At 68.7% G+C, this 17,800-nt stretch carries 15 protein-coding genes and 1 pseudogene; 5 read left to right on the forward strand and 11 right to left on the reverse strand.

What is annotated here, in order from left to right; genetic code table 11:
* Nucleotides 1-93 precede the first annotated feature (93 nt).
* Nucleotides 94-432, reverse strand: a pseudogene (locus ACFYXK_RS31175) (Ku protein); the annotation flags it as partial.
* Nucleotides 433-442: 10 nt separating this feature from the next.
* Between ACFYXK_RS31175 and ACFYXK_RS31180 the strand changes: the two are divergent.
* Nucleotides 443-1,204, forward strand: coding sequence for a DUF4145 domain-containing protein (locus tag ACFYXK_RS31180; protein WP_389414188.1), 762 nt, complete (start codon nt 443-445; stop codon nt 1,202-1,204).
* A gap of 350 nt (nt 1,205-1,554) precedes the next feature.
* Here ACFYXK_RS31180 and ACFYXK_RS31185 read toward each other — a convergent pair whose 3' ends face one another.
* The 4 genes from ACFYXK_RS31185 to ACFYXK_RS31200 all read right to left on the reverse strand — a co-directional run bounded on the left by ACFYXK_RS31185 (nt 1,555) and on the right by ACFYXK_RS31200 (nt 3,606).
* Nucleotides 1,555-1,713, reverse strand: coding sequence for a hypothetical protein (locus ACFYXK_RS31185; RefSeq protein ID WP_389414189.1), 159 nt, complete (start codon nt 1,711-1,713; stop codon nt 1,555-1,557).
* A complete protein-coding gene (locus ACFYXK_RS31190; protein WP_389414190.1) occupies nt 1,710-2,723 on the reverse strand; it encodes a hypothetical protein in 1,014 nt (337 codons plus the stop codon). The genes ACFYXK_RS31185 and ACFYXK_RS31190 overlap by 4 nt, the downstream gene beginning before the upstream one ends.
* 182 nt (nt 2,724-2,905) lie before the next feature.
* Entirely contained in the window at nt 2,906-3,190 is a 285-nt protein-coding gene (locus tag ACFYXK_RS31195; RefSeq protein ID WP_389414191.1) for a DUF6233 domain-containing protein, read from the reverse strand.
* 77 nt (nt 3,191-3,267) lie between these two features.
* Nucleotides 3,268-3,606: a hypothetical protein gene (locus ACFYXK_RS31200; RefSeq protein WP_389414192.1), complete on the reverse strand. Its 339-nt coding sequence runs from the start codon at nt 3,604-3,606 to the stop codon at nt 3,268-3,270.
* Between the two features lie 44 nt (nt 3,607-3,650).
* Between ACFYXK_RS31200 and ACFYXK_RS31205 the strand changes: the two genes are divergently transcribed.
* Nucleotides 3,651-3,968, forward strand: a complete 318-nt coding sequence (locus ACFYXK_RS31205) for a hypothetical protein (RefSeq protein WP_389414193.1) — start codon at nt 3,651-3,653, stop codon at nt 3,966-3,968.
* 315 nt (nt 3,969-4,283) lie between these two features.
* Here ACFYXK_RS31205 and ACFYXK_RS31210 read toward each other — a convergent pair whose 3' ends face one another.
* A complete protein-coding gene (locus tag ACFYXK_RS31210) occupies nt 4,284-5,585 on the reverse strand; it encodes a hypothetical protein (RefSeq protein ID WP_389414194.1) in 1,302 nt (433 codons plus the stop codon).
* Between the two features lie 272 nt (nt 5,586-5,857).
* On the opposite strand from ACFYXK_RS31210, the gene ACFYXK_RS31215 reads away from it, so the two are divergent.
* A complete protein-coding gene (locus ACFYXK_RS31215; protein WP_389414195.1) occupies nt 5,858-7,078 on the forward strand; it encodes a hypothetical protein in 1,221 nt (406 codons plus the stop codon).
* A 113-nt stretch (nt 7,079-7,191) separates the two neighbouring features.
* On the opposite strand, the gene ACFYXK_RS31220 is transcribed toward ACFYXK_RS31215, so the two are convergent.
* Nucleotides 7,192-7,977 carry a DUF4231 domain-containing protein gene (locus tag ACFYXK_RS31220; RefSeq protein ID WP_389414196.1) on the reverse strand — a complete coding sequence of 262 codons (786 nt, stop codon included), beginning with the start codon at nt 7,975-7,977 and terminating at the stop codon, nt 7,192-7,194.
* A gap of 352 nt (nt 7,978-8,329) precedes the next feature.
* Nucleotides 8,330-8,566, reverse strand: a complete 237-nt coding sequence (locus ACFYXK_RS31225) for a hypothetical protein (RefSeq protein WP_389414197.1) — start codon at nt 8,564-8,566, stop codon at nt 8,330-8,332.
* A 288-nt stretch (nt 8,567-8,854) separates the two neighbouring features.
* Between ACFYXK_RS31225 and ACFYXK_RS31230 the strand changes: the two genes are divergently transcribed.
* Both ACFYXK_RS31230 and ACFYXK_RS31235 read left to right on the forward strand, forming a co-directional pair.
* Nucleotides 8,855-9,163 carry a CU044_2847 family protein gene (locus ACFYXK_RS31230; protein ID WP_389414198.1) on the forward strand — a complete coding sequence of 103 codons (309 nt, stop codon included), beginning with the start codon at nt 8,855-8,857 and terminating at the stop codon, nt 9,161-9,163.
* A gap of 11 nt (nt 9,164-9,174) precedes the next feature.
* Complete coding sequence (locus ACFYXK_RS31235) at nt 9,175-12,681, forward strand: tetratricopeptide repeat protein (RefSeq protein ID WP_389414199.1); 3,507 nt, start codon at nt 9,175-9,177, stop codon at nt 12,679-12,681.
* 570 nt (nt 12,682-13,251) lie between these two features.
* Here ACFYXK_RS31235 and ACFYXK_RS31240 read toward each other — a convergent pair.
* From ACFYXK_RS31240 to ACFYXK_RS31250, 3 genes are all read right to left on the reverse strand, one after another.
* Entirely contained in the window at nt 13,252-14,130 is an 879-nt protein-coding gene (locus ACFYXK_RS31240) for a hypothetical protein (protein WP_389414200.1), read from the reverse strand.
* 113 nt (nt 14,131-14,243) lie between these two features.
* Nucleotides 14,244-15,077: a DUF721 domain-containing protein gene (locus ACFYXK_RS31245; RefSeq protein ID WP_389414201.1), complete on the reverse strand. Its 834-nt coding sequence runs from the start codon at nt 15,075-15,077 to the stop codon at nt 14,244-14,246.
* Nucleotides 15,074-17,704 carry a hypothetical protein gene (locus ACFYXK_RS31250; RefSeq protein WP_389414202.1) on the reverse strand — a complete coding sequence of 877 codons (2,631 nt, stop codon included), beginning with the start codon at nt 17,702-17,704 and terminating at the stop codon, nt 15,074-15,076. The genes ACFYXK_RS31245 and ACFYXK_RS31250 overlap by 4 nt, the downstream gene beginning before the upstream one ends.
* Nucleotides 17,705-17,800: the final 96 nt, after the last annotated feature.

Raw genomic sequence — 17,800 nt, forward strand, 5'->3', positions numbered from 1 at the left:
TCATGACCCGACGCCTCACCCACCAGAACACCCCCAACTGGCGCGACACCTGACCCCAAATGAAACAGACAACCGAGAATCAAACGCTCACTAAGTCTTGTCGAAGAAGATCGGCTCCACCTCGTCCAGCTCGACGAACCCGGCGATCTCCAGGGAGCGGGAGCGGCCCGGGGCGATCTCGTCGAGCTCCTTCGGCTCGACGAGCACGTACTCCTCGCCGGTGTCATAGCCCTTGACGATGTCGCCCAGGTCCACCTCGTCGCCGGTGCGCTCGTTCACCCGGCGGTTGCGGATCCGGTCGGCGGTGCCGCGCTGCAGCTGGTGGAAGTGGATGGTGTGGCTGTCGGTCGCCGTGTAGAGGCCGACCGGCAGGCTGACCTTCTCTGAACTAGCTTGGGAAACCCCCTCGTAGGGTGCTGAGCAAGCTGGCAGACTTCCAGTCATGCCGAACCTGCTCATCAAAGACCTTCGGGTGATCGCCGATGGCTTCTCCGACGACGTCAAGAAGTGGCCGGACATACCGTGCCCTACTTGCGGGCGAGGGAATTTGAGTCCGGTCGTCGACACTTTCGTCGACGAAGAGGCCGAGACGAGCAAGCAAATGCAGGCAGATTATGGCGACCATTGGGAAGCCGACTGGTTTTCTGGTGCATTCTACTGCGTCCTCCGCTGCGGGAAATCTTCCTGCGACCTGGTGAGAGTCTTGGGGAGCAAGCGCGTCGTCGACAATATCGCCGGATGGGACGACTACCAAGAACAGTGGCGAGTTATCCTTACGCCCACCTTTTTCCACCCTTCGCTGCCTCTCGTGCAGAGTCACGAGTCCGCCCCGAAGTCTGTCCTGCAGCGCATCGAGGCTGGCGCCGCCGTGATCTGGGTTGACCCAAGCTCCGCGGCGAACCGGCTTCGATCAGCAGTGGAAGCTCTTCTCGAAGATCAAGGGATCCCGAAGAGGGGCACTCTCCATCAGAGGATTGAGGACTTCAAGAAGGCGAAGCCGAACTACTCGGATGCCGCAGATGCGCTTCTGGCAGCAAAATGGATCGGCAACGTCGGCAGTCACGAAGACGGACTGGAGGTTTCCAACGTCTTGGATAGCGCCGAAGTTATTGACTTCGCACTCGCGGAGATCTATGACACGAGCCGGGATGCCGTAAAGAAAATGGCGGCGGATATCACAGCCAGGAAGGGCATGCCGGCCTGAACCGGGAGTTGCGGTAACTAGCCAGATGCCAGGTTTCCCACCCCAACAGCGCCAGGGTCGGCCGGAGCGCAGCTAGCCCTTGTCCGGCCGCCGGGCCGCCCGGCGTGACGCGGGCGGGGGCGGGCCGGTGTGGTGCGACGCTGGAAGATGGATGGGGTGGGTGAGCGGAGGTCTGCCCATGCGTTCCGCCTGGTCGGGCGCGATCGGTTTTGGTCTGGTCCTTCTCTGGACCAGTTCCACTTGGTGGGCGCTGGCGCTCGGAGTGCAACGGCCAAGCTGCTGAACGCCCGGCAGGCGCTGCGCAAGGCAGGGCGGTGCGGGCCCCGACCGCCCGCCGGGCGTTGCTCGAATCACGGCACGGTGTTGGTACTTGCGGTGGCGCGCTTTCGCGCGAGGGCTTCACGGCCGTGCCGGTACGACCAGAGGGCGATGGCGAGAACGGCGGAGGCGGCGAGGCTGCCGAGGAATTCGGGGATTGCGGCAAGGAGTAGGGACGTGGCGGTGTTCATCCGGTGACCACCGCACCACAACCGAGGCGGCTGGTGGCGAGCCGCTGGTTGCCCAGGCGGCGGAGCTTGCGCATCACCCGCTGCCCGGTCATCCGTGGCTGACAGGCCTCGGTAGCGGCTTCCTCCCACGTTCCTCCGCCGAGCGCGTAGGCGCGAGCGACGTGCTGTTCGTCCGACTTGAGTCGGCCGAATACCGAGAGGGCATCCTTTCGTTCCGGTTCCCAAGGCAGCACCTCGTCCTCGATCCGGTACGAGTTGTCGATGACCTCATGGACGGAGCCGCCGGAGGGCAGGAGGTAGTCGAGCGCCCACACGCGGCCTGGCCCGGCCTTGCGTTCCCATAGGGGCATGAGCTGTCGGTGTACGACTTGTGCCTCGCGACGCAGCTCGTCGAGAGTGCCGATCGCCTCGGGGGTGGTCGTGCCTGGAGAGCTGAACCAGTTGCCAAGCAGGGCTGTCGACATAGCCTCCAGCCACTCGGCGTTCGGCCGGGAGAGACCGAGAAAGGTGCTGGCGAAGTCGGCCACCGCAGGCTTCCACCCGTCGACCGTCTCGCTCTCCAGAATGGCCTGCCGGGCTGCGAGAGCGGCTGCCACCATGCGCTGAGCGTGTTCGCGCACCTCGCGATCCGGGGAGGAGCGGGCGAGGTGCCGGACGTACACAAGCACCTGGCCGACCGCGAACCCCAAGCTGTGTGCGGGGTACCCATGGGCTTGCCGTTGCCTGACGCGGCGGATCAACTCCGCCTCATCCAGACAGCCAATGAGCACTGTCGGGTCGGGAAGGTCTTGCGCCACCTGAGTGGGCCACTGGCGGCGGCTCATCGGATAGAACGCCGGCAGGTCCCAGTGGTAGCCGCGACGTACCCGGGGGTAGAGCCGCCCGTAGGTGATGGGAGTGCTTCTGATGTCCAGGACCAGGAACGCGCGATCGAACCGCGGATTCTCGATGACGACGCGGCACCACGAGATCGGAAAGAAGGTTCGGGGCAAGTGCAGGTTGGGATACACGGGGCTCCTTGCAGGACTAGAAGCGGGTGCTTCATCCTTCGGGCCCGGGTCGGCCCCGTTCTGTCAAAGAATCTCAGAACGTGCCAAGTGACGGCCATCACTTCGGATAACCGCAGCGGGGCCATCCCCGCGTACACAAGGCCTCCGCGCGGTGATCGCATCCGTGCGGCGGCGCCCGCTGGTCACAGGTCCAGGAGTCCGAGGGCGGAGTCGGCTCGGCAGATCTCGCACGCACGAGCCGTGCTGTTGTGCAGGGTTTCGACGGCCTGCTGCCGCGTGGCGGGTCTGGAGCGGCCGGAGGTCATGCGGCAGTCGCCGGTGTGTACGACCTCGGGTCGGCGCTGAGCGCTGATGCCGTACTCGATGACCCATTCCACGACCGGGGGCCGGTGGAGGGCTGCGTCCACGTGGACACGCTCGGCCTGCTCCAGCACGGCAATCCGCTCGCGGGTCTGCGTGAGGAGCATGGACAAGAGGGTCTCCACGGTCCGCAGCCGGTCTAGGTCCGGCGGGAGCCAAGCAGGCCCGCCACCGATATCCACGGCTACTCCTGCACGTCCTCGGCGGGGACCCGCTTGAGGGCCATCCGCGCAGCGACGACCTGGCCGCGCTCCACCGTCGACCAGAAGGGGTGATCGCTCACCACCCCGGTCAGGCGGCGCAGCCGCCGCTCGAAGGCTGCCTTCCGCCGACGCTGCTCGCCGGTGTAGCCGGGACTGGCCGGTACGTCGCCGCGGTGCGAGTACACGCCCTCACGGGCCTGCCACCCGGGGTGAGGCTCCACGGACCACGGCAGGCTCCGGCAGTACGCGGTGTACTCGGCGCGCACGCGGTGCAGCTGGGCCTGCAGGGCCCGCAGGCGAGGAGGGAAGTCGAACGGCATACAGCAATCGTACTCGCGTTCGAATCTCATGGTGTAATCAAGCCATGGCGGAAAACTGCTTCCCGGATGATCTGGTCCAGCTCAAGGTGGAGTGGATCCGCACCTACAACCGGCTCTCCCTCCCGCCTCTGCCTCCCCTGGGCGAGCTCGACCGCCTCCTTCTCCACCTCTCGCGCCGAATCCGCTGGCACCCCTACTGGCGGGAGCACCCCTGGACATGGCCCGCCCGCGAGGAGCTGCACCGGGCAGCCGTCGCCGCACCCGGCGGGGAGCCGGTGATCGGGAAGAAAGTTGTCGACGGCCGGATCGTCGTCATCCTGCCCCAGGCCGGCACGGCGCAAAGGCAGGACGGTCGCGACTGAGACGACCGCGGGCGTCGTTGCGGGGCGGGGCCGCCGCAGGCCGGCGGGTTCCGCAACCAGCGCGATACCAGGGGCATCCCGGGCGGCCGCACCCGCCCGCTACGGAGGATCAGCTTCCGCTACGTCGACATCCATTCCGCCCGCCCCTCTGGCGAAACCGTCGGCATCATGCGTGGTCCGCCCCCAACCAGGGTCCCGGCAGCGCTTCCAGGTCGACGGTCTGCCGACGCGCGCCGCCTGCTCCGCGGCGGCCGATACGTCACCGGGGCGGGTGCCGGGACATCCGGAGAACGCGGCACTCCTGGCAATGCTTCCTCACGGAGCTTGAGCATGACTGCCGGGCAATGCCTCCACCTTGAACGCTCGCGCCAGGGCGGTTCCGGGGAACAGGCCAGCGACTTGCCCTGTCAGGGTGATCAGGACGCGGACGGCGGGCCGGCTGCAACCGGCCACCGTGTACCCGGCCAAGCCGAGCGTCGTCGGGACGAGCGGGATCAGCCACCAGAGCGGCCACCAGTAGAACGTGGCCAGGATCAGTACCGCGCCGACTGCCGCAGCCACAGCCCAGCTGACGCGCAGCAGCCTCGTGAACACATTTCCGAGGTCGACACTCCAGCCTGGCGGATCCGCGTCGTGCCTGATCCGGGCCCGCAGGGCCGGCCACCAGTCGGTGTAGGCGTCCCAGGGATCCAGGAGCAGCAGCACTCCGGGCGCCCACAGGAACACCCCGACCCCGCCCGCCGTACGGGAGAACCAGGTGCTGAGCGCATAGTTGACCATCGAGCCGCCCACGAGCAGCAGGACTCCCAGAGCCCGGCAGGCCAGCAGGACCACGATCCGCATTACCTCCTGCTCTCCCTTGACCACCGCCTCCGTGGGCGGTGTGGCGACCGGCAGCTCACCGCCGAGCCGCTCCCGTAGCTGCGCCCCTTCCTGGAGGAATCCCTCGGCGGTGGCCAGGGCCCGTTGGACGTCGGCGAGGAAGAACTCCTCCTGCAGTTCGGCCGGCAGCTGGGCGGCGACCGGGACCGCCTCTTCCGCGCTCGGCGCCGCAGCCCTCAGCCGGGCGAGTTCTTCCTGCAGAGCGAAGCTTTCCTGCTGCGCCCGGCTGGCGAGCAGCTCCGCTTCGGACCGGGCTTGGCGGGCCCAATCCAGTTCCTGTTGCGCAAGGTGCAGCTGCTCGGTGAGCGTTGCCATCTCGGCGGCGGCGGCCGGCACTTCGCTGAGTGCGGCGACCTGGTCCTGGAGGCTGGCGACCAGGCGCATCAGCAGCAGCACCAGCTGCTGGGAGCCGAGACGGTCTTTCTCCAGCTCCAGGTTGCGGTCCATCACCTCGTACAGCCTGTCCGAGGTCTTGTCCGCCAGCGCGACAGCCGACCCCGCCCCTGCAACGGGCCGGACGACAACGGACGTGGACGGCGTCCGGGCCGCCTGCCACAGATCCCTGGCCCGCCGAAGGTCGATGGCCTGCTTGCGGGTCTCGAGGACCACCGCTTTGACCACGGCCTCCACGAACGCCTCCGGCGGCACTTTCCCCTTGAGGTTCTCGCTGATCGTAGAACGCGCGTACGGGATGCGCTCCTCCAGCGCCCGCATCGTCACCCCGTGCACATCCATCAGGTGCCGGAGAAACCGGGCTAACTCGCCGGCCTCCTCCGACTCCGGACGCAGCGGCGCCCACGCCCGGCCCCGCCCCTTGCCACCCGCCATTCCTGCCCCCCGGCATTGTCCGGCCATGTCCCGGACAAAGGGCTCGTTGTCCGGAGTTCACCTACAGGAAGGCTACGGACAAAGTGCCGGACACACACCAGGGCGTAAGGCTCCACACCACCAAGCACTCCCCCGTCCACCACCGCACGCCCCCGCCCCATCTCACCAGGAGCCGCCCGATGTCCCGCCCCAGCACCCGAACCCGCACCGCAGCATCCACCCTCAGCCGGCCCCGCCCGCCCCGGCTCAGCAACTACGCCATCGACACCGCCGACCATGGCCGCATCATCGACCTCCACCGCGAAGCCGACGCCCCCACCCGTCTCCCCCGCGGCAAGAAGGGCGGACGCTACCGATGCTGCGCGTGCGGCAAGTCGCTCATATTCGCCGCACCCGCCACCACCGGATCCGGCTTCACCGCGCGCTTCCGCCACGACGCGGGCGGAGCCGACCCCGACCGCTGCAAGGCCCCCGCCGCCCTTGCCGCCAGCATCCAGACCGACCTCACCCTCGCCTTCGACCTCCACGACCGCCTTGCCCAAGCGCTGCCCGCCACCACGATCCGCGTCGAGATCGACCCGGCCCTCGCCGGAGCCGAATGGAATCTCCCGCCCGCCGTCATCCTCCGCCGCGGCCGCCACCTCGCCGTCATCGACCGCCCTCGCCGGCTCGTGAACCACCGCACCACCCAGGCCCGCCTGCAGGCCGTCCGAGCCGCCCATGGCGAACATGCCGCGCACTGGTGGTTCTACGACCGCGATGACAAGCACGCCTTCGACTACGCAGGCACCCATACCGTCCGCATCTCCGGCGAACACGCCGTCCACGACAAGATCCGCCCCACCCCCGACCAGCGCCTCATCAACGCCTTTGGCGCGCAGGTCTGCTGGCTCGCCGCAGAAAAGATCCTCATTCCCTACGGCGGCCGCCCCGTCACCCACCCGGCCCGAGACGGCGAGGACTGGAGCGGCGACACCGCCCGCTGGCTCAATGACTGGACCATCTCCCAGCCTCACCCCGCACCCGACGCCGCATGGTGGGGCCTCGTCCCAACCCCCCTGACGGCCCTGGCCCAGCCAGCCTTCCGGCCCGTCCCGGCCCACCGGATCATGGCCGCACTCGCCGCATCCCAACGTGGCCGCGAAGAGCACCGCCGCGCCCTCGCCCGTACCGCCTACGACCGATGCCGCCCCGTCCCCGTGCAGCTCACCCTCGACGCCGCCCTCCCCACAGCACCCGCCTGCGAGGAGACCACCCCTGTGCTGCCCGCTGCACCTGTCCCTGTCCCGTCACCGGCCTCCGAACCCGGTCACAGCACGGAACCCCTTCCCCGCGTCCCGTCCCGTTCTACGAAGGCCAGGTGGAGCTGGCGCCGGTTCCTCCCCCGCCGCTGGCGCTAGCCCACGAGGCGTCTGAGGGCTCCCTGCCGGAGTCCCCGGGCCTCACCTGACAGGCCTCTACGGCCCGCCGGTGCGCCGTTAACCTCACCGCGTAGCGCACCCGCCCAAACTTGTCAGACCGCATTGCCCTGCTGTTGGTGAGGCTGGTCCAGCTGCTGCTCGCGTTTGCGCTGCTCAGTTCGCAGGCCCTCGACCGCCGCGGTGAACTGCCTCAAGTTGTCCTCTTCGCTGACCTGGTTGTACGGAGCGATCGACAGGTTGAGAGCGGTGAGGTGTTGCTCGATCTCGTCCGCGGTCTGCTGAAGGTTGAAGCCGCGCTCGCGGAACTTGAAGAACCCCGACACGGCCGTGATGACCGTGACGCTGGCACCGAGAAGAATGATGATGCCCTTGCCCGGCTGCGGAGGGTCGTACACCGCGGAGGCCGCCGTGATACCGGCCGAGCAGACGATCAATCCCATCTGCAGCGTGTTGTGCCAGCGCCTGTAGCGACGGCTCTCCGCACCCAGACGAGCTATCTCCTGCGGCAGGAGTTCCTTGTACGCGAACTGCCGACTGTGGGCTGGCCTGACGTTCTCGACGGCATGAAGAACACGCTGCTCCTCCGCTAGCTCCAGGTCCATCCTGAGCTCGTCCACCGACTTCGCCCCCATGTCATTAGCGGTGGCAAAGAACGTGATGGCCATGACCGCCATAGCCATCAGGAGAGGCACGTTGTAGGGCGCCATGTCGTAACGCTCCCAAGTGACCGCCGTGGGCACGGCCACCAGCAGGGCAAGCACGACGACACCGATCCACGAGACATGCAGCCTTACGCGCCGTATCCGTTGGGCCTTGACCTTGCGGCGAAGTTCTTCGACGTTTTGGTAGAGCAAGACCGCAGGATCGACGGTAGCCATCGGTTCTTCTGTGCCCGGCGTAGTAGCGATGGTGGCGCTCTCCCCTCGAATCGACATCCAGCGGGTGCACCGAAGCCCCCATAACCGGACGTAGTTCCGATCAGGCCCCTCCCAACTGGAAGGGGCGGACACAAAACTCGTCCAGAGAGTTGCCCCGGGGCAAGCCAAACGCCGAAACAGCCACTCCTGGAGCCCCGCTCCGCGAGGAACGAACGCCTGTAAACGCAGAGCGGCCCTGTCCCCTTCCCGGGACGGGCCGCTCTTTGAGGCTGGTTCGGTCCGTCTGCTGTCCTTCGCCCCGCTCCCGCGTCATCAGGGCTGGGGTGTCACAGCGCCGCATGTGCCTGACAGGTCACCCGTCGGTACGGCGCTCGCAAGCGCTGAGCTCCAGCCCGGAGAACAGCCGGTGGTAGCGGTAGGCGCAGCCATCGGCTTCCACCACCAGCTCCGCGTACGCGACGAGCTCGTCAGTGCGGGCGAGCATCCCGCTGATGGTGAACGTCGCTCGCAATGTGCCGGTCTTGAAGACGGAGAGGGACTCAGGGTCCTCCGCAGCGAACGCCTGGTTGATCGCGCGGGACAGCTTCAATTCCCGGTGAACTCCACCCAGTGGTCGCTCACCCACGTCGGTAGCAGCCACAGCAGCGTCTCCACGGCAGCCGCCGTCGTTGTGGTTGGACCAGCCGTGCCCGGCCGGGCATCGCAGGACGTGGACGCTCAGTAGGTGGTGCGGGCCGCCGCCTCACTAGCCGTTCGTGACACCAGCGCACCCCACGGACCTCGGTCTATGCGGGAGCTCGGGCAGAATCCGCGTTGCCTGCAAGCACGGATGGTGATCTGCTGGTTATGTGCCCTCCTGTTTGGTGGAGGTGAGCTAATGGGAAAGCAGGTACTTGTCCAAGCCGATGGCCAGAAGTTTTTCGTCGAGGTCGCTGATGGAGGCGGGCCTCAGACCGTGTCCGCGGACCAGGTGCTCTCCTTCGACGGGGTCCGCGCGACGATTGAAGCGTTGGCCGGCCAGCTGTCCGCGGCATGGGATCGGGTGAAGCCGTCGGAGGCCACTGTGGCCTTCGGGCTGTCATTCTCGGCGAAGACCGGCATGTTGACCGCGCTGATCGTGGACGGCGCCACCGAGTCGAGTCTGACGATCACGCTGACCTGGAAGAACGACAGTGGCAGCGCGTGATCTAAAGGCTGATGATGCTGAGCCGCTGGGAAGACCGAGAGCTGCGCCGCTACGTGGTGCGCATCGACCGTGCCGATGACGGCCGGGTGCTCGGCACGGGCTTCTTCGTCGCCCCGGGCTGGGTGGTGACGTGCGCGCATGTGGTCTTCGACGCAAGCCAGGGCACCGAGGTCGACCAGGTCCTACTTGTTCCTGATTCCAGTCTTCGCTCGAGCCCAGTGCCGGCGGTGGTAAAGGCTCGGTCGGAACCACCGCAGGGCACCGCCCTGTGGCCGTTCCCGGACCTAGCTCTGGTACGCCTGGACAGCGAGTTGGATCATCCGTGTGTACGGGTGTACCCGGGCGATCCGATCGGCGGTGAGTGCCACGCCTGGGGCTTCCCCCGCCGCGAGCACGGCGTGATCCCGCCTGGCTCGCCGGCGTCCTTCCATTTCGAAGGCGTGGAGGGTGACGGATACTTCAAGCTCAAAGCAGGCCAGGCAGCCCCCGGCCTGTCCGGGGCACCGCTGCTGTGCCCCGGGCGGCGTGCTGTGGTCGGCGTGGTCAGTGCCACCCGTGACGCCGACAGCGACCTGGGTGGCTGGGCCTCACCTCTGCAGGCCCTGCTCACCGGCGGACCGGGAGCCGTCCCCGAGAGTCTGACCGCCCATCGGGAGGCTCTCGTCCGCGACAACGAAGCGGCGGTCCTGGCCGACCGCGCCGGGTGGAACCGGGTACTGCCCATCGACGGCACCGAACACCTGCTGGACCAGCCCTGGTCGGCATTCACCCGCAGGCCACGCTCCAAGCCGTCCGAGCTGCTCCTGGCCGATGTCGGGGTGGTGCCCTACTTGTTCCGTGACACCGACATGGACCGTGCCCAGGCGTGGTGCGAGCAGCCCGCTCCGGTCGAAGTTGCCCAGGTGGCCGCCCGCGGCGGAGCCGGCAAGACCCGGTTCGCCATCGAACTGTGCCGCCGCATGGCCGAACAGGGCTGGATGACAGGACTGTGGAACCGCGACCACTCCATCGATGACATTGCCACCACCCCCCTGCCCCGCTTGGTAGTGATTGACTACACCGAAGCCGTCGCCATCGACGTCCTGCGCAACACGCTGAACAAGCTCACCCATCACGCCGATACCTTCGCCCCGGTACGTCTGCTCCTCCTCACGCGGACCAGCAAGGCAGGCACCACAGACACCCTGGAAGAGATCGCCAAGAACGCCACCGCACAGCTGCGCGGAATCCTCGCCGACGCGAAGGACAGCCACGCTGCCAGAACCCTCACACTCGAACAACGACACACCCTCTACGACACCGCGATCTCCGCCTTCGCCCGCGCCTGGCACCCCGACCACGTCACCAGCTCCCGGCCCAAGACTCCGGACCTGACCCCCGACCGATACCAGCTGCCCCTCGAAGTCCTCTTCGAGGCATTCGACCACGCCCTGTCCGCCCACCAGCCCGACCTCGCCCGGCCCACCGTCGACCGAGCCCTCGACCACGAACAGCGCTACTGGGACGCCACCGCCCCGGCAGACCTCCCGGCTCCTCTGCGCCGCACCGCTGTCGCCCTAGCCACGCTGGCAGGCGCCGACGACCACGACCAGGCCGACCAGCTCCTTGCCACCCTCCCCGACCTCGCCGACACCGCCACCGCACCCTTGCGCCGCCGCACGGTCAATTGGCTCGCCACCATCTACACCGGACCGGGCCTCCTCAACCCGCTGCGCCCGGACCGGCTCGGTGAAGCTCTCCTCGCCGATGTCCTGGCCCGACACGCCGACCATGGACTCGCCCTGCTCAATGCTGTCCTCGACCTTCCCAACGACGACCAGGTTGCCAGCTGCCTGGACCTGCTGGCACGCCTCACCACAGCCCAGGAGCACACAAGCACCCCTGTCATCCAGATCCTTGCCACGCGTCACATTGAGCTCACCCTCCGGGCCGAGGACCAGGCGCGTGGCACACCTGACAGGCCGGGCCGGCTCACGATCGTCGGCGGATTGCTCCGTTTGTTCACCGATGCTGTCGCCGATCGGCTGGGGGAGGCCGAACCTGGCAACACTGGGTACGCCCTTTACCTCGCGGTCGCATACACCAGGCTGGGGGATCTGGCTCGTGCCAGCGGGCAGGCTGGCGAAGCCGAGCGTCTGTATCGCCAGTCTCTGACCATCCGAGAGCGGCTGGCGGAGGCCGAGCCCGGCAACGCCAAATTCGCCCGCGACCTCTCCGTCTCATACGACAGGTTGGGGGATCTGGCCGAAGCCAGTGGGCAGGCCGACGAAGCCAAAGACCTGCACCGCCAGTCCCTGACCATCGCCGAGCGGCTGGCGGAGGCTGAGCCCGGCAACGCCAAATTCGCCCGCGACCTCTCTGTCTCGTACATCAAGATGGGGGATCTGGCTGTCTCCAGTGGGCAGGCCGGCGAAGCGGAAGATCTGTATCGCCAGTCCCTGACCATTGCCGAGCGGCTGGCGGAGGCTGAGCCCGGCAATGCCGAATTCGCCCGCGGTCTCTCCATCTCATACGACCGGTTGGGGGATCTGGCTGTCTCCAGTGGGCAGGCCGGCGAAGCGGAAGATCTGTATCGCCAGTCCCTGACCATTGCCGAGCGGCTGGCGGAGGCTGAGCCCGGCAATGCCGAATTCGCCCGCGACCTCTCCATCTCATACGACCGGTTGGGGAATCTGGCTGTCTCCAGTGGGCAGGCCGGCGAAGCCGAAGACCTGTACCGCCAGTCCCTGACCATCCGAGAGCGGCTGGCGAAGGCTGAGCCTGGCAACACCGTCTACGCCCGCGACCTCTCTGTCTCGTACAACAAGCTGGGGGATCTGGCTGTCTCCAGTGGGCAGGCCGGCGAAGCCGAAGACCTGTATCGCCAGTCCCTGACCATCCGAGAGCGGCTGGCGAAGGCTGAGCCTGACAACACCGTCTACGCCCGCGGCCTCTCTGTCTCGTACAACAAGCTGGGGGATCTGGCTGTCTCCAGTGGGCAGGCCGGCGAAGCCGAAGACCTGTATCGCCAGTCCCTGACCATCGCCGAGCGGCTGGCGAAGGCCGAGCCTGACAACACCGTCTACGCCCGCGACCTCTCTGTCTCGTACAACAAGCTGGGGGATCTGGCTGTCTCCAGTGGGCAGGCCGGCGAAGCCGAAGACCTGTATCGCCAGTCCCTGACCATCGCCGAGCGGCTGGCGAAGGCCGAGCCTGACAACACCGTCTACGCCCGCGACCTCTCTGTCTCGTACGAGTGCCTGGGATCGATATGTCTGAGCGATGAGCGAGCGTCTCAGGCGGCGCAGTGGTTCCAGCGGGCTGCATCGATGCGTCGCCGTCTCTATGAGCAGGAGCCGTTTCGTACGGATCTGGCCGAGGAACTCGGCGTTGCCATCGTGCTTCTCTCGCAGACGGGACAGGATGAGGGCGATGCAGCTCGGGAGGTGATTACGCTGCTGGATCCTTTTGAACGGGCTGGCGCCCTCACATCCAAGGGAGTTGCGCTTCTCGCCTGGGCGCGTGAGACCCCCTTGTGACGACGGTTGGTGTCGCCGCTATTGGAGGACCAGCAGTGTTGATCAAGGTAATGCTGCCGCCCCGGGGCCAGCGGACTGGCCTCGGCGGAGTTCGCCGAGAAAGTCGGGGATCACGACGGCGCCGGGCACCAGGACGTGTGCCCGCGGCTGAACTGCAGCGGCAAGCAGCACGTGGCCGCCGAGCACAGGATCTGGTGCGACCTCCACTACGGCAACGTCACCCGCGGCCCGCACATCCTGGACTGGGAAGGACGGGGCCGCGCCCCGTACGGCTACGACGCCGCCACCCTCTACGTGTACGCGCTGCTGTCCCCCGAAACAGCCGCCCGCATCCGGACCGAGCTGGCCCCCGTCCTGGACCGGCCCGAGGCCCGCACCGGCATGCTCACCGTCTGCTCCCAGGTCCTCCAGGCCCAAGGCCGCGTCGATTTCCGAGCTCGCCGACTCCGTCCGCGAGCACTTGGCCCACCTGTAGCTGCGACTGTCGCCCTCCCCTGGCCCGCAGGCGGCTCGGGCACTCTCAACGGACTGCTCGAGCGCAGCCATCCGGTCGACGACCACCCCCGGACGTTACCGGTTCTGCGGGCCGGTGAGGCCAGCTTGTTCGGCTTCCTCCAGGGTCAGGACCTGGTGGGGCCCTCCGATGGCGAGACTGTCGAGCTCGTTCTCGCGGGCCAGGGGTGTGTCGTCGTAGAGCTCGCAGACCGGGCCGCACTCGGCTACGAAGTCCACCCACAGGCCGGGCCAGGCGGGGTGCTGGTTGGTCACTGCGTGCCCGCATTGTGCACAGCTGGCTGCCGGAATGCCGTGACGGCGCAGGATGGCGACGGCCTCGGCGTGGGTGGCTGCCCGGGTGTCCATCCAGGCTACGGCCTCCTGAAGCGGGGAGAATCGACGGGTCGCCTCGTAGTACGAGTTCCACGTGGTCAGCCCAAGCGCGGGGGTCCTGAATCGGTAGGCGAAGCGGGGAGCCAAAGAGCCCGGGGCCGGCTGCTCGACCACTGCCTCCACGCCCTCGAGCCGGGCGTCTTCAGGTAGCAGCTCCGGCAGGAGATCAGCCATCTTGGTCATCAGCTGCTCGCGGTCGGGGGCCTCGGAGTTGAAGAGGCCGCTCAGCAGCGCGTCCCTGGTCCCGTAGGGGACGTAGAGGGTGGTCATCACGACCGGCTCGCCGTCCTCCAACACCATCTGGAGCAGGAGCAGCTCGTGCTCGTGGCTCTCCAGCGTCACATCCTCCCCACGCGCTACGGCCGCGGCCGCGGCAGTCACGGTAGGAAACGCACGATAGAACCTGTCCCATTCAGGCAGGATGTCCCCGGATTCGAGAAGTTCCACGATCTCAGCCGGTACGCCGTCGTACTCGCGCTGCTGGCGCCGCTGCTCAGCTGCGGCCTTCTGCTTGCCCACCCGCTTGGCGCGGCTGCTCACGCTCTTCTTCGTACTTGCCATCGGACTACTGTCCTGCATCCTGAACCCGGCTGTGGCGGCCTTCAAGAAGTCGCACCACCTGATCAATCCGCGCCCGCCCGCCAGGAGCAGCCCGGCCCCAGTGCGCCGCACCGTCACGCCGTGGACCGCAGCGGAGCGGCCTGCGGCAGGATGACTGCTGGCCCGGACCGCAGGGCGCGCTCGGCTCGGGCCCGGTGCAGGGCAGCGTTCTCGATGACGGCGAACTCGCGCCACCGCTGCAGGACGGCGCTGTCGATCGGTTCCGGCTGCTCGTCGGCGAGCTCCTCCGGATCGGGAAACGCCTGCTGGCTGAGCTCGCGCCTCACGGCGTTCTGTCGCTCCACTGCCTGTGCGATGGCCGGGTCCATTTGGGACGACGGCGCGGCCCGGCGGTGCGCCTCGAGCGCACGGCGATAGCCCTCCGGCGGCATCCGGCGCTCCACTGGCACGACCGGCATAGTCGGCTGCGAGACCGGTTCGGCGGCCGCCGTGGCGGAGTTGGCCTTCACGGCCGCCGGCGCCAGGATGTACAGGGCGCGGACGTCTGCGCCGGGCACCGTCTCGTTGGCCGCCTCGATCAGCTTCGGTGCGCTCCAGCGCAGCTTCGTGCCTACCGCAGGGGCGTCGGGGACGACGTCCAGGCGGCCGGTGTCCACGTCGAACGCCACGCCCTGGACGCGCCCGACGAGCTCGGGCACGGCTGCGGCGAGGATGGTGTCGAAGCGGGCCAGGACGCTGCCGCCGGCGGCCGGGGCGACCATGCCACGCTCGGTCATCATCTGGCTGATCGCGCTGCCCAGCCCGAGCGGCTCGCGGCCGTCGCCCCGTACGACAGTGGTGGTGCGCCGCTTCGGCTTCTTACTGGTGGCACCGCTCTTCCTCGCCGCCTCGCGGGCCGCGACCAGGGCCTGGCGCGCGAGATCCACGCCGCTCAGCTCGGTGGTCATGCGATCACCGCCCCGGCAGCGGCGCCGTCCAGCGGACGCGCGGCTAGCACGGGCAGCCGGCCCGTCCACCACACGGCCACGGCCTCGGGCCGAACGACGGCCTGCTCGCGCAGCCTCTCCACCCGCGCCGCCAGCAGGAACTGCGCGGTGCGCTCCCTGGCCGCGTCGGCGGCCTTCGTCGCCGCTGCGATGGCGTCCGCGCCGACCGGGTTATGCCGGAACCAGTGGCGCCCCTGCTCGGCCCGGAACGCCCGCCGAGCCTCTGCCTCGGCCTCCTCGGTCAGGCCCAGCATCTCCAGAGCCCGGCGGCGGTACTCCGGGGCCAAGCTCTGGACGGCCTGGAGCGCGCCGAACGCCAGCACGGACGCGGTGCCCAGCGGGTCCGCGTCCAGCTCGCCCGGTTCCGCCGACTCCAGAAAGTCGTCCACCGCCCTCCGGGCGGCCACCTGGAGCGTTTCCCGGACGTGGTCGAGAACCGCGGCAACGGCCTTCGAGTCGTCCAGGTCGGCGGACCAGGCGGCCTCGACCAGCCCGGCCTCCGCCGTCAGGGCCTCCGTCTGGCGCCGGTAGCCGCACACCTCGCACAGCCTGGCCGCCTGCTCCTGGCCGCATTCCTCGCACGGCAGGACCCGGAGCACGGCCGCCGCGGCCTGGCGCTCGGCCTCGGCCAGAGCCGCCGCCCCTGCACGGGCGGCTGCCCTCCGGTCCTGCTCCTCACGGGCCTGCTGGCGGCGCCACATGAGGTCCTCCGCCTCCAGCGCGGAAGCCTCCCGCAGGCGCTCCTCGAGAACCCGGCGGCGCTCGCGGTCGTCCAGGCCGGGCAACTGCGCCTCGACCTCGGCAGCGATCCGGGCCCGACGGGCACGGCGCAGGTGCAGCACGTTGGCGCAGTTCTCGCAGTCCTCGCCGGTGTCGAGGCGGATCCCGTCATCGCACTTGCGGTGCGAGCACGCGCGCCGCTGGGGCAGACCCCGCCGGACCAGCCACCCGTACGGGCGGGTGACCATGGCCTCGCCGCCCGTCTCCTCCAGCCGATTGGTGAGCCGGTCGGCCAGCAGCCTTGGCGCGCCCTCCGGCGCCACTCCCAAGCCAGCCAGCTGTGCCAGCTCCGCCTTCGTGGCCGCCTCCACCTGGTCTTGCTGCCACCCGGACAGCCGCTTCCAGAGCCACGAGACCGGCCCCAGGGCTACCCGCAGACGAAGATCAGCCGGAAGGCCCACCCTCCGCTGCTGCTGCGCTTTTTCCCACCCCGCAGCCCTCGGCTGGCCTCCGGACCCAGCCCCGGAGGCGCGCTGCCCCACCCGCTCATCGACCGGGGACTTCTTCGGCTTTTCCCCGCGCAGCGGGCCGTCCTCCGCCACCGGCGACCCGGTCACGGCAACGGCGTCTTCGCCGTCGACGGTCTGGTCCTCGCGCACGCACACGCGCTCCGGCCGACGGCCCTCAGCCCCACGGCCTGCGCCGGAAAAGCCTAAAGAGAGCTGGGGAGGAACTACGGGAGCAACCACAGGAGCGTGGTCTGTGTGGAGCTCTGCACCATCGGGACGCTCCCGATCCGCCGTCTCCCGGGCCGCCTCAGCACCCTGGATCCCAGACGCCTCAAGGGCCCCGGCAACGTCGGCGGGAGCGTGATCTCCGACTGCACCATCGGGACGCTGCGAAAACACGGCCCGAGAGCCCTGAACGGCCTCCACGGGAGCCGGCGTACGGCCGTACGCGCGGGCGACTGGCAACAGCATGACCCGGCCCCGGCCGCGCATCCGCGTCGCAGTCTCCTTGCGCTGCCGCGCCACGACACCGGCCTCCGTCAGCCGCGCCAGGACCTTCCGCGCCCCGGACGGCGAGCAGCGCAGCAGCCGAGCCAGCGTCGCCGCCCCGCGCCCCTCCTTCGCCTTCACCGAGCCGCCGCACAGCTGCAGCCAGCCTGACGCCCGTGTGTTCAGCACCATCAGCAGCAGTCCGAGCCGGTCGGTCGCCGCCCCCTTGCCTGTACGGCCGGCCAGCAGCCCCGGCGGCGTCGGCTCCCTGTCCTCCGGCGTCCAGCCATGTCCGAACAGGGCCTCGATGAGGCGCAGCAGCACCGCAAGCTCCGTCTGAGACAGGGCCAGCGGGTGCGCCGCTCCCCCACCCTTGCGGGCGTTCCACAGTGGCATGACCAGGCAGTCCAGCCCGGTCGGGTGCCCCTTGGCGTCCGTCACCACCCGGGTGCGCAGCGCGCCCGAGCTGCGCAGTACGGGCAGCACCCTGTGGTGGACCGTGGACTCCTTCATGCCCATCCAGCGGCCCAGCTCGGAGCCCCAGATCGAGGTCTGGTTGTCGTTCTTCTCGCCTTTGGGCGCCCGCGACTTCGCGTATAGCACCACGGCCGCCAGCTTCGGCGCGTCCTTCAGCCCGGCGATCGACGGGTCCGCCAGCAGCGTGAGCACCGCGGCGCGCAGCCGCAGACGCATCCCGCGGCCGAGGCGCAGCGCGTCGTCCAGGCCGGCGTCGCCCGACCCGAAGGCCGGCACCGACCGCAGGCTCTTCCGCTGACCGGGAATCATGACTGCGGCTTCGCCGACGGAGTTGCTGAAGCGGTCGCCGAAGGCGTTGTCCATCACGGTGGCCGGCGTCGCCAGGGCACTCATCGGCCCACCGCCCCGACAGTGCTGCTCTTGTAGCTTCGTACCGGAAATCCTATTTCCGGTACGAAGCGCGTAAAAGTGAATGAACCGGACGCCGAT

This window comes from Streptomyces sp. NPDC002209, from assembly GCF_042890265.1.
Lineage (GTDB): Bacteria > Actinomycetota > Actinomycetes > Streptomycetales > Streptomycetaceae > Streptomyces.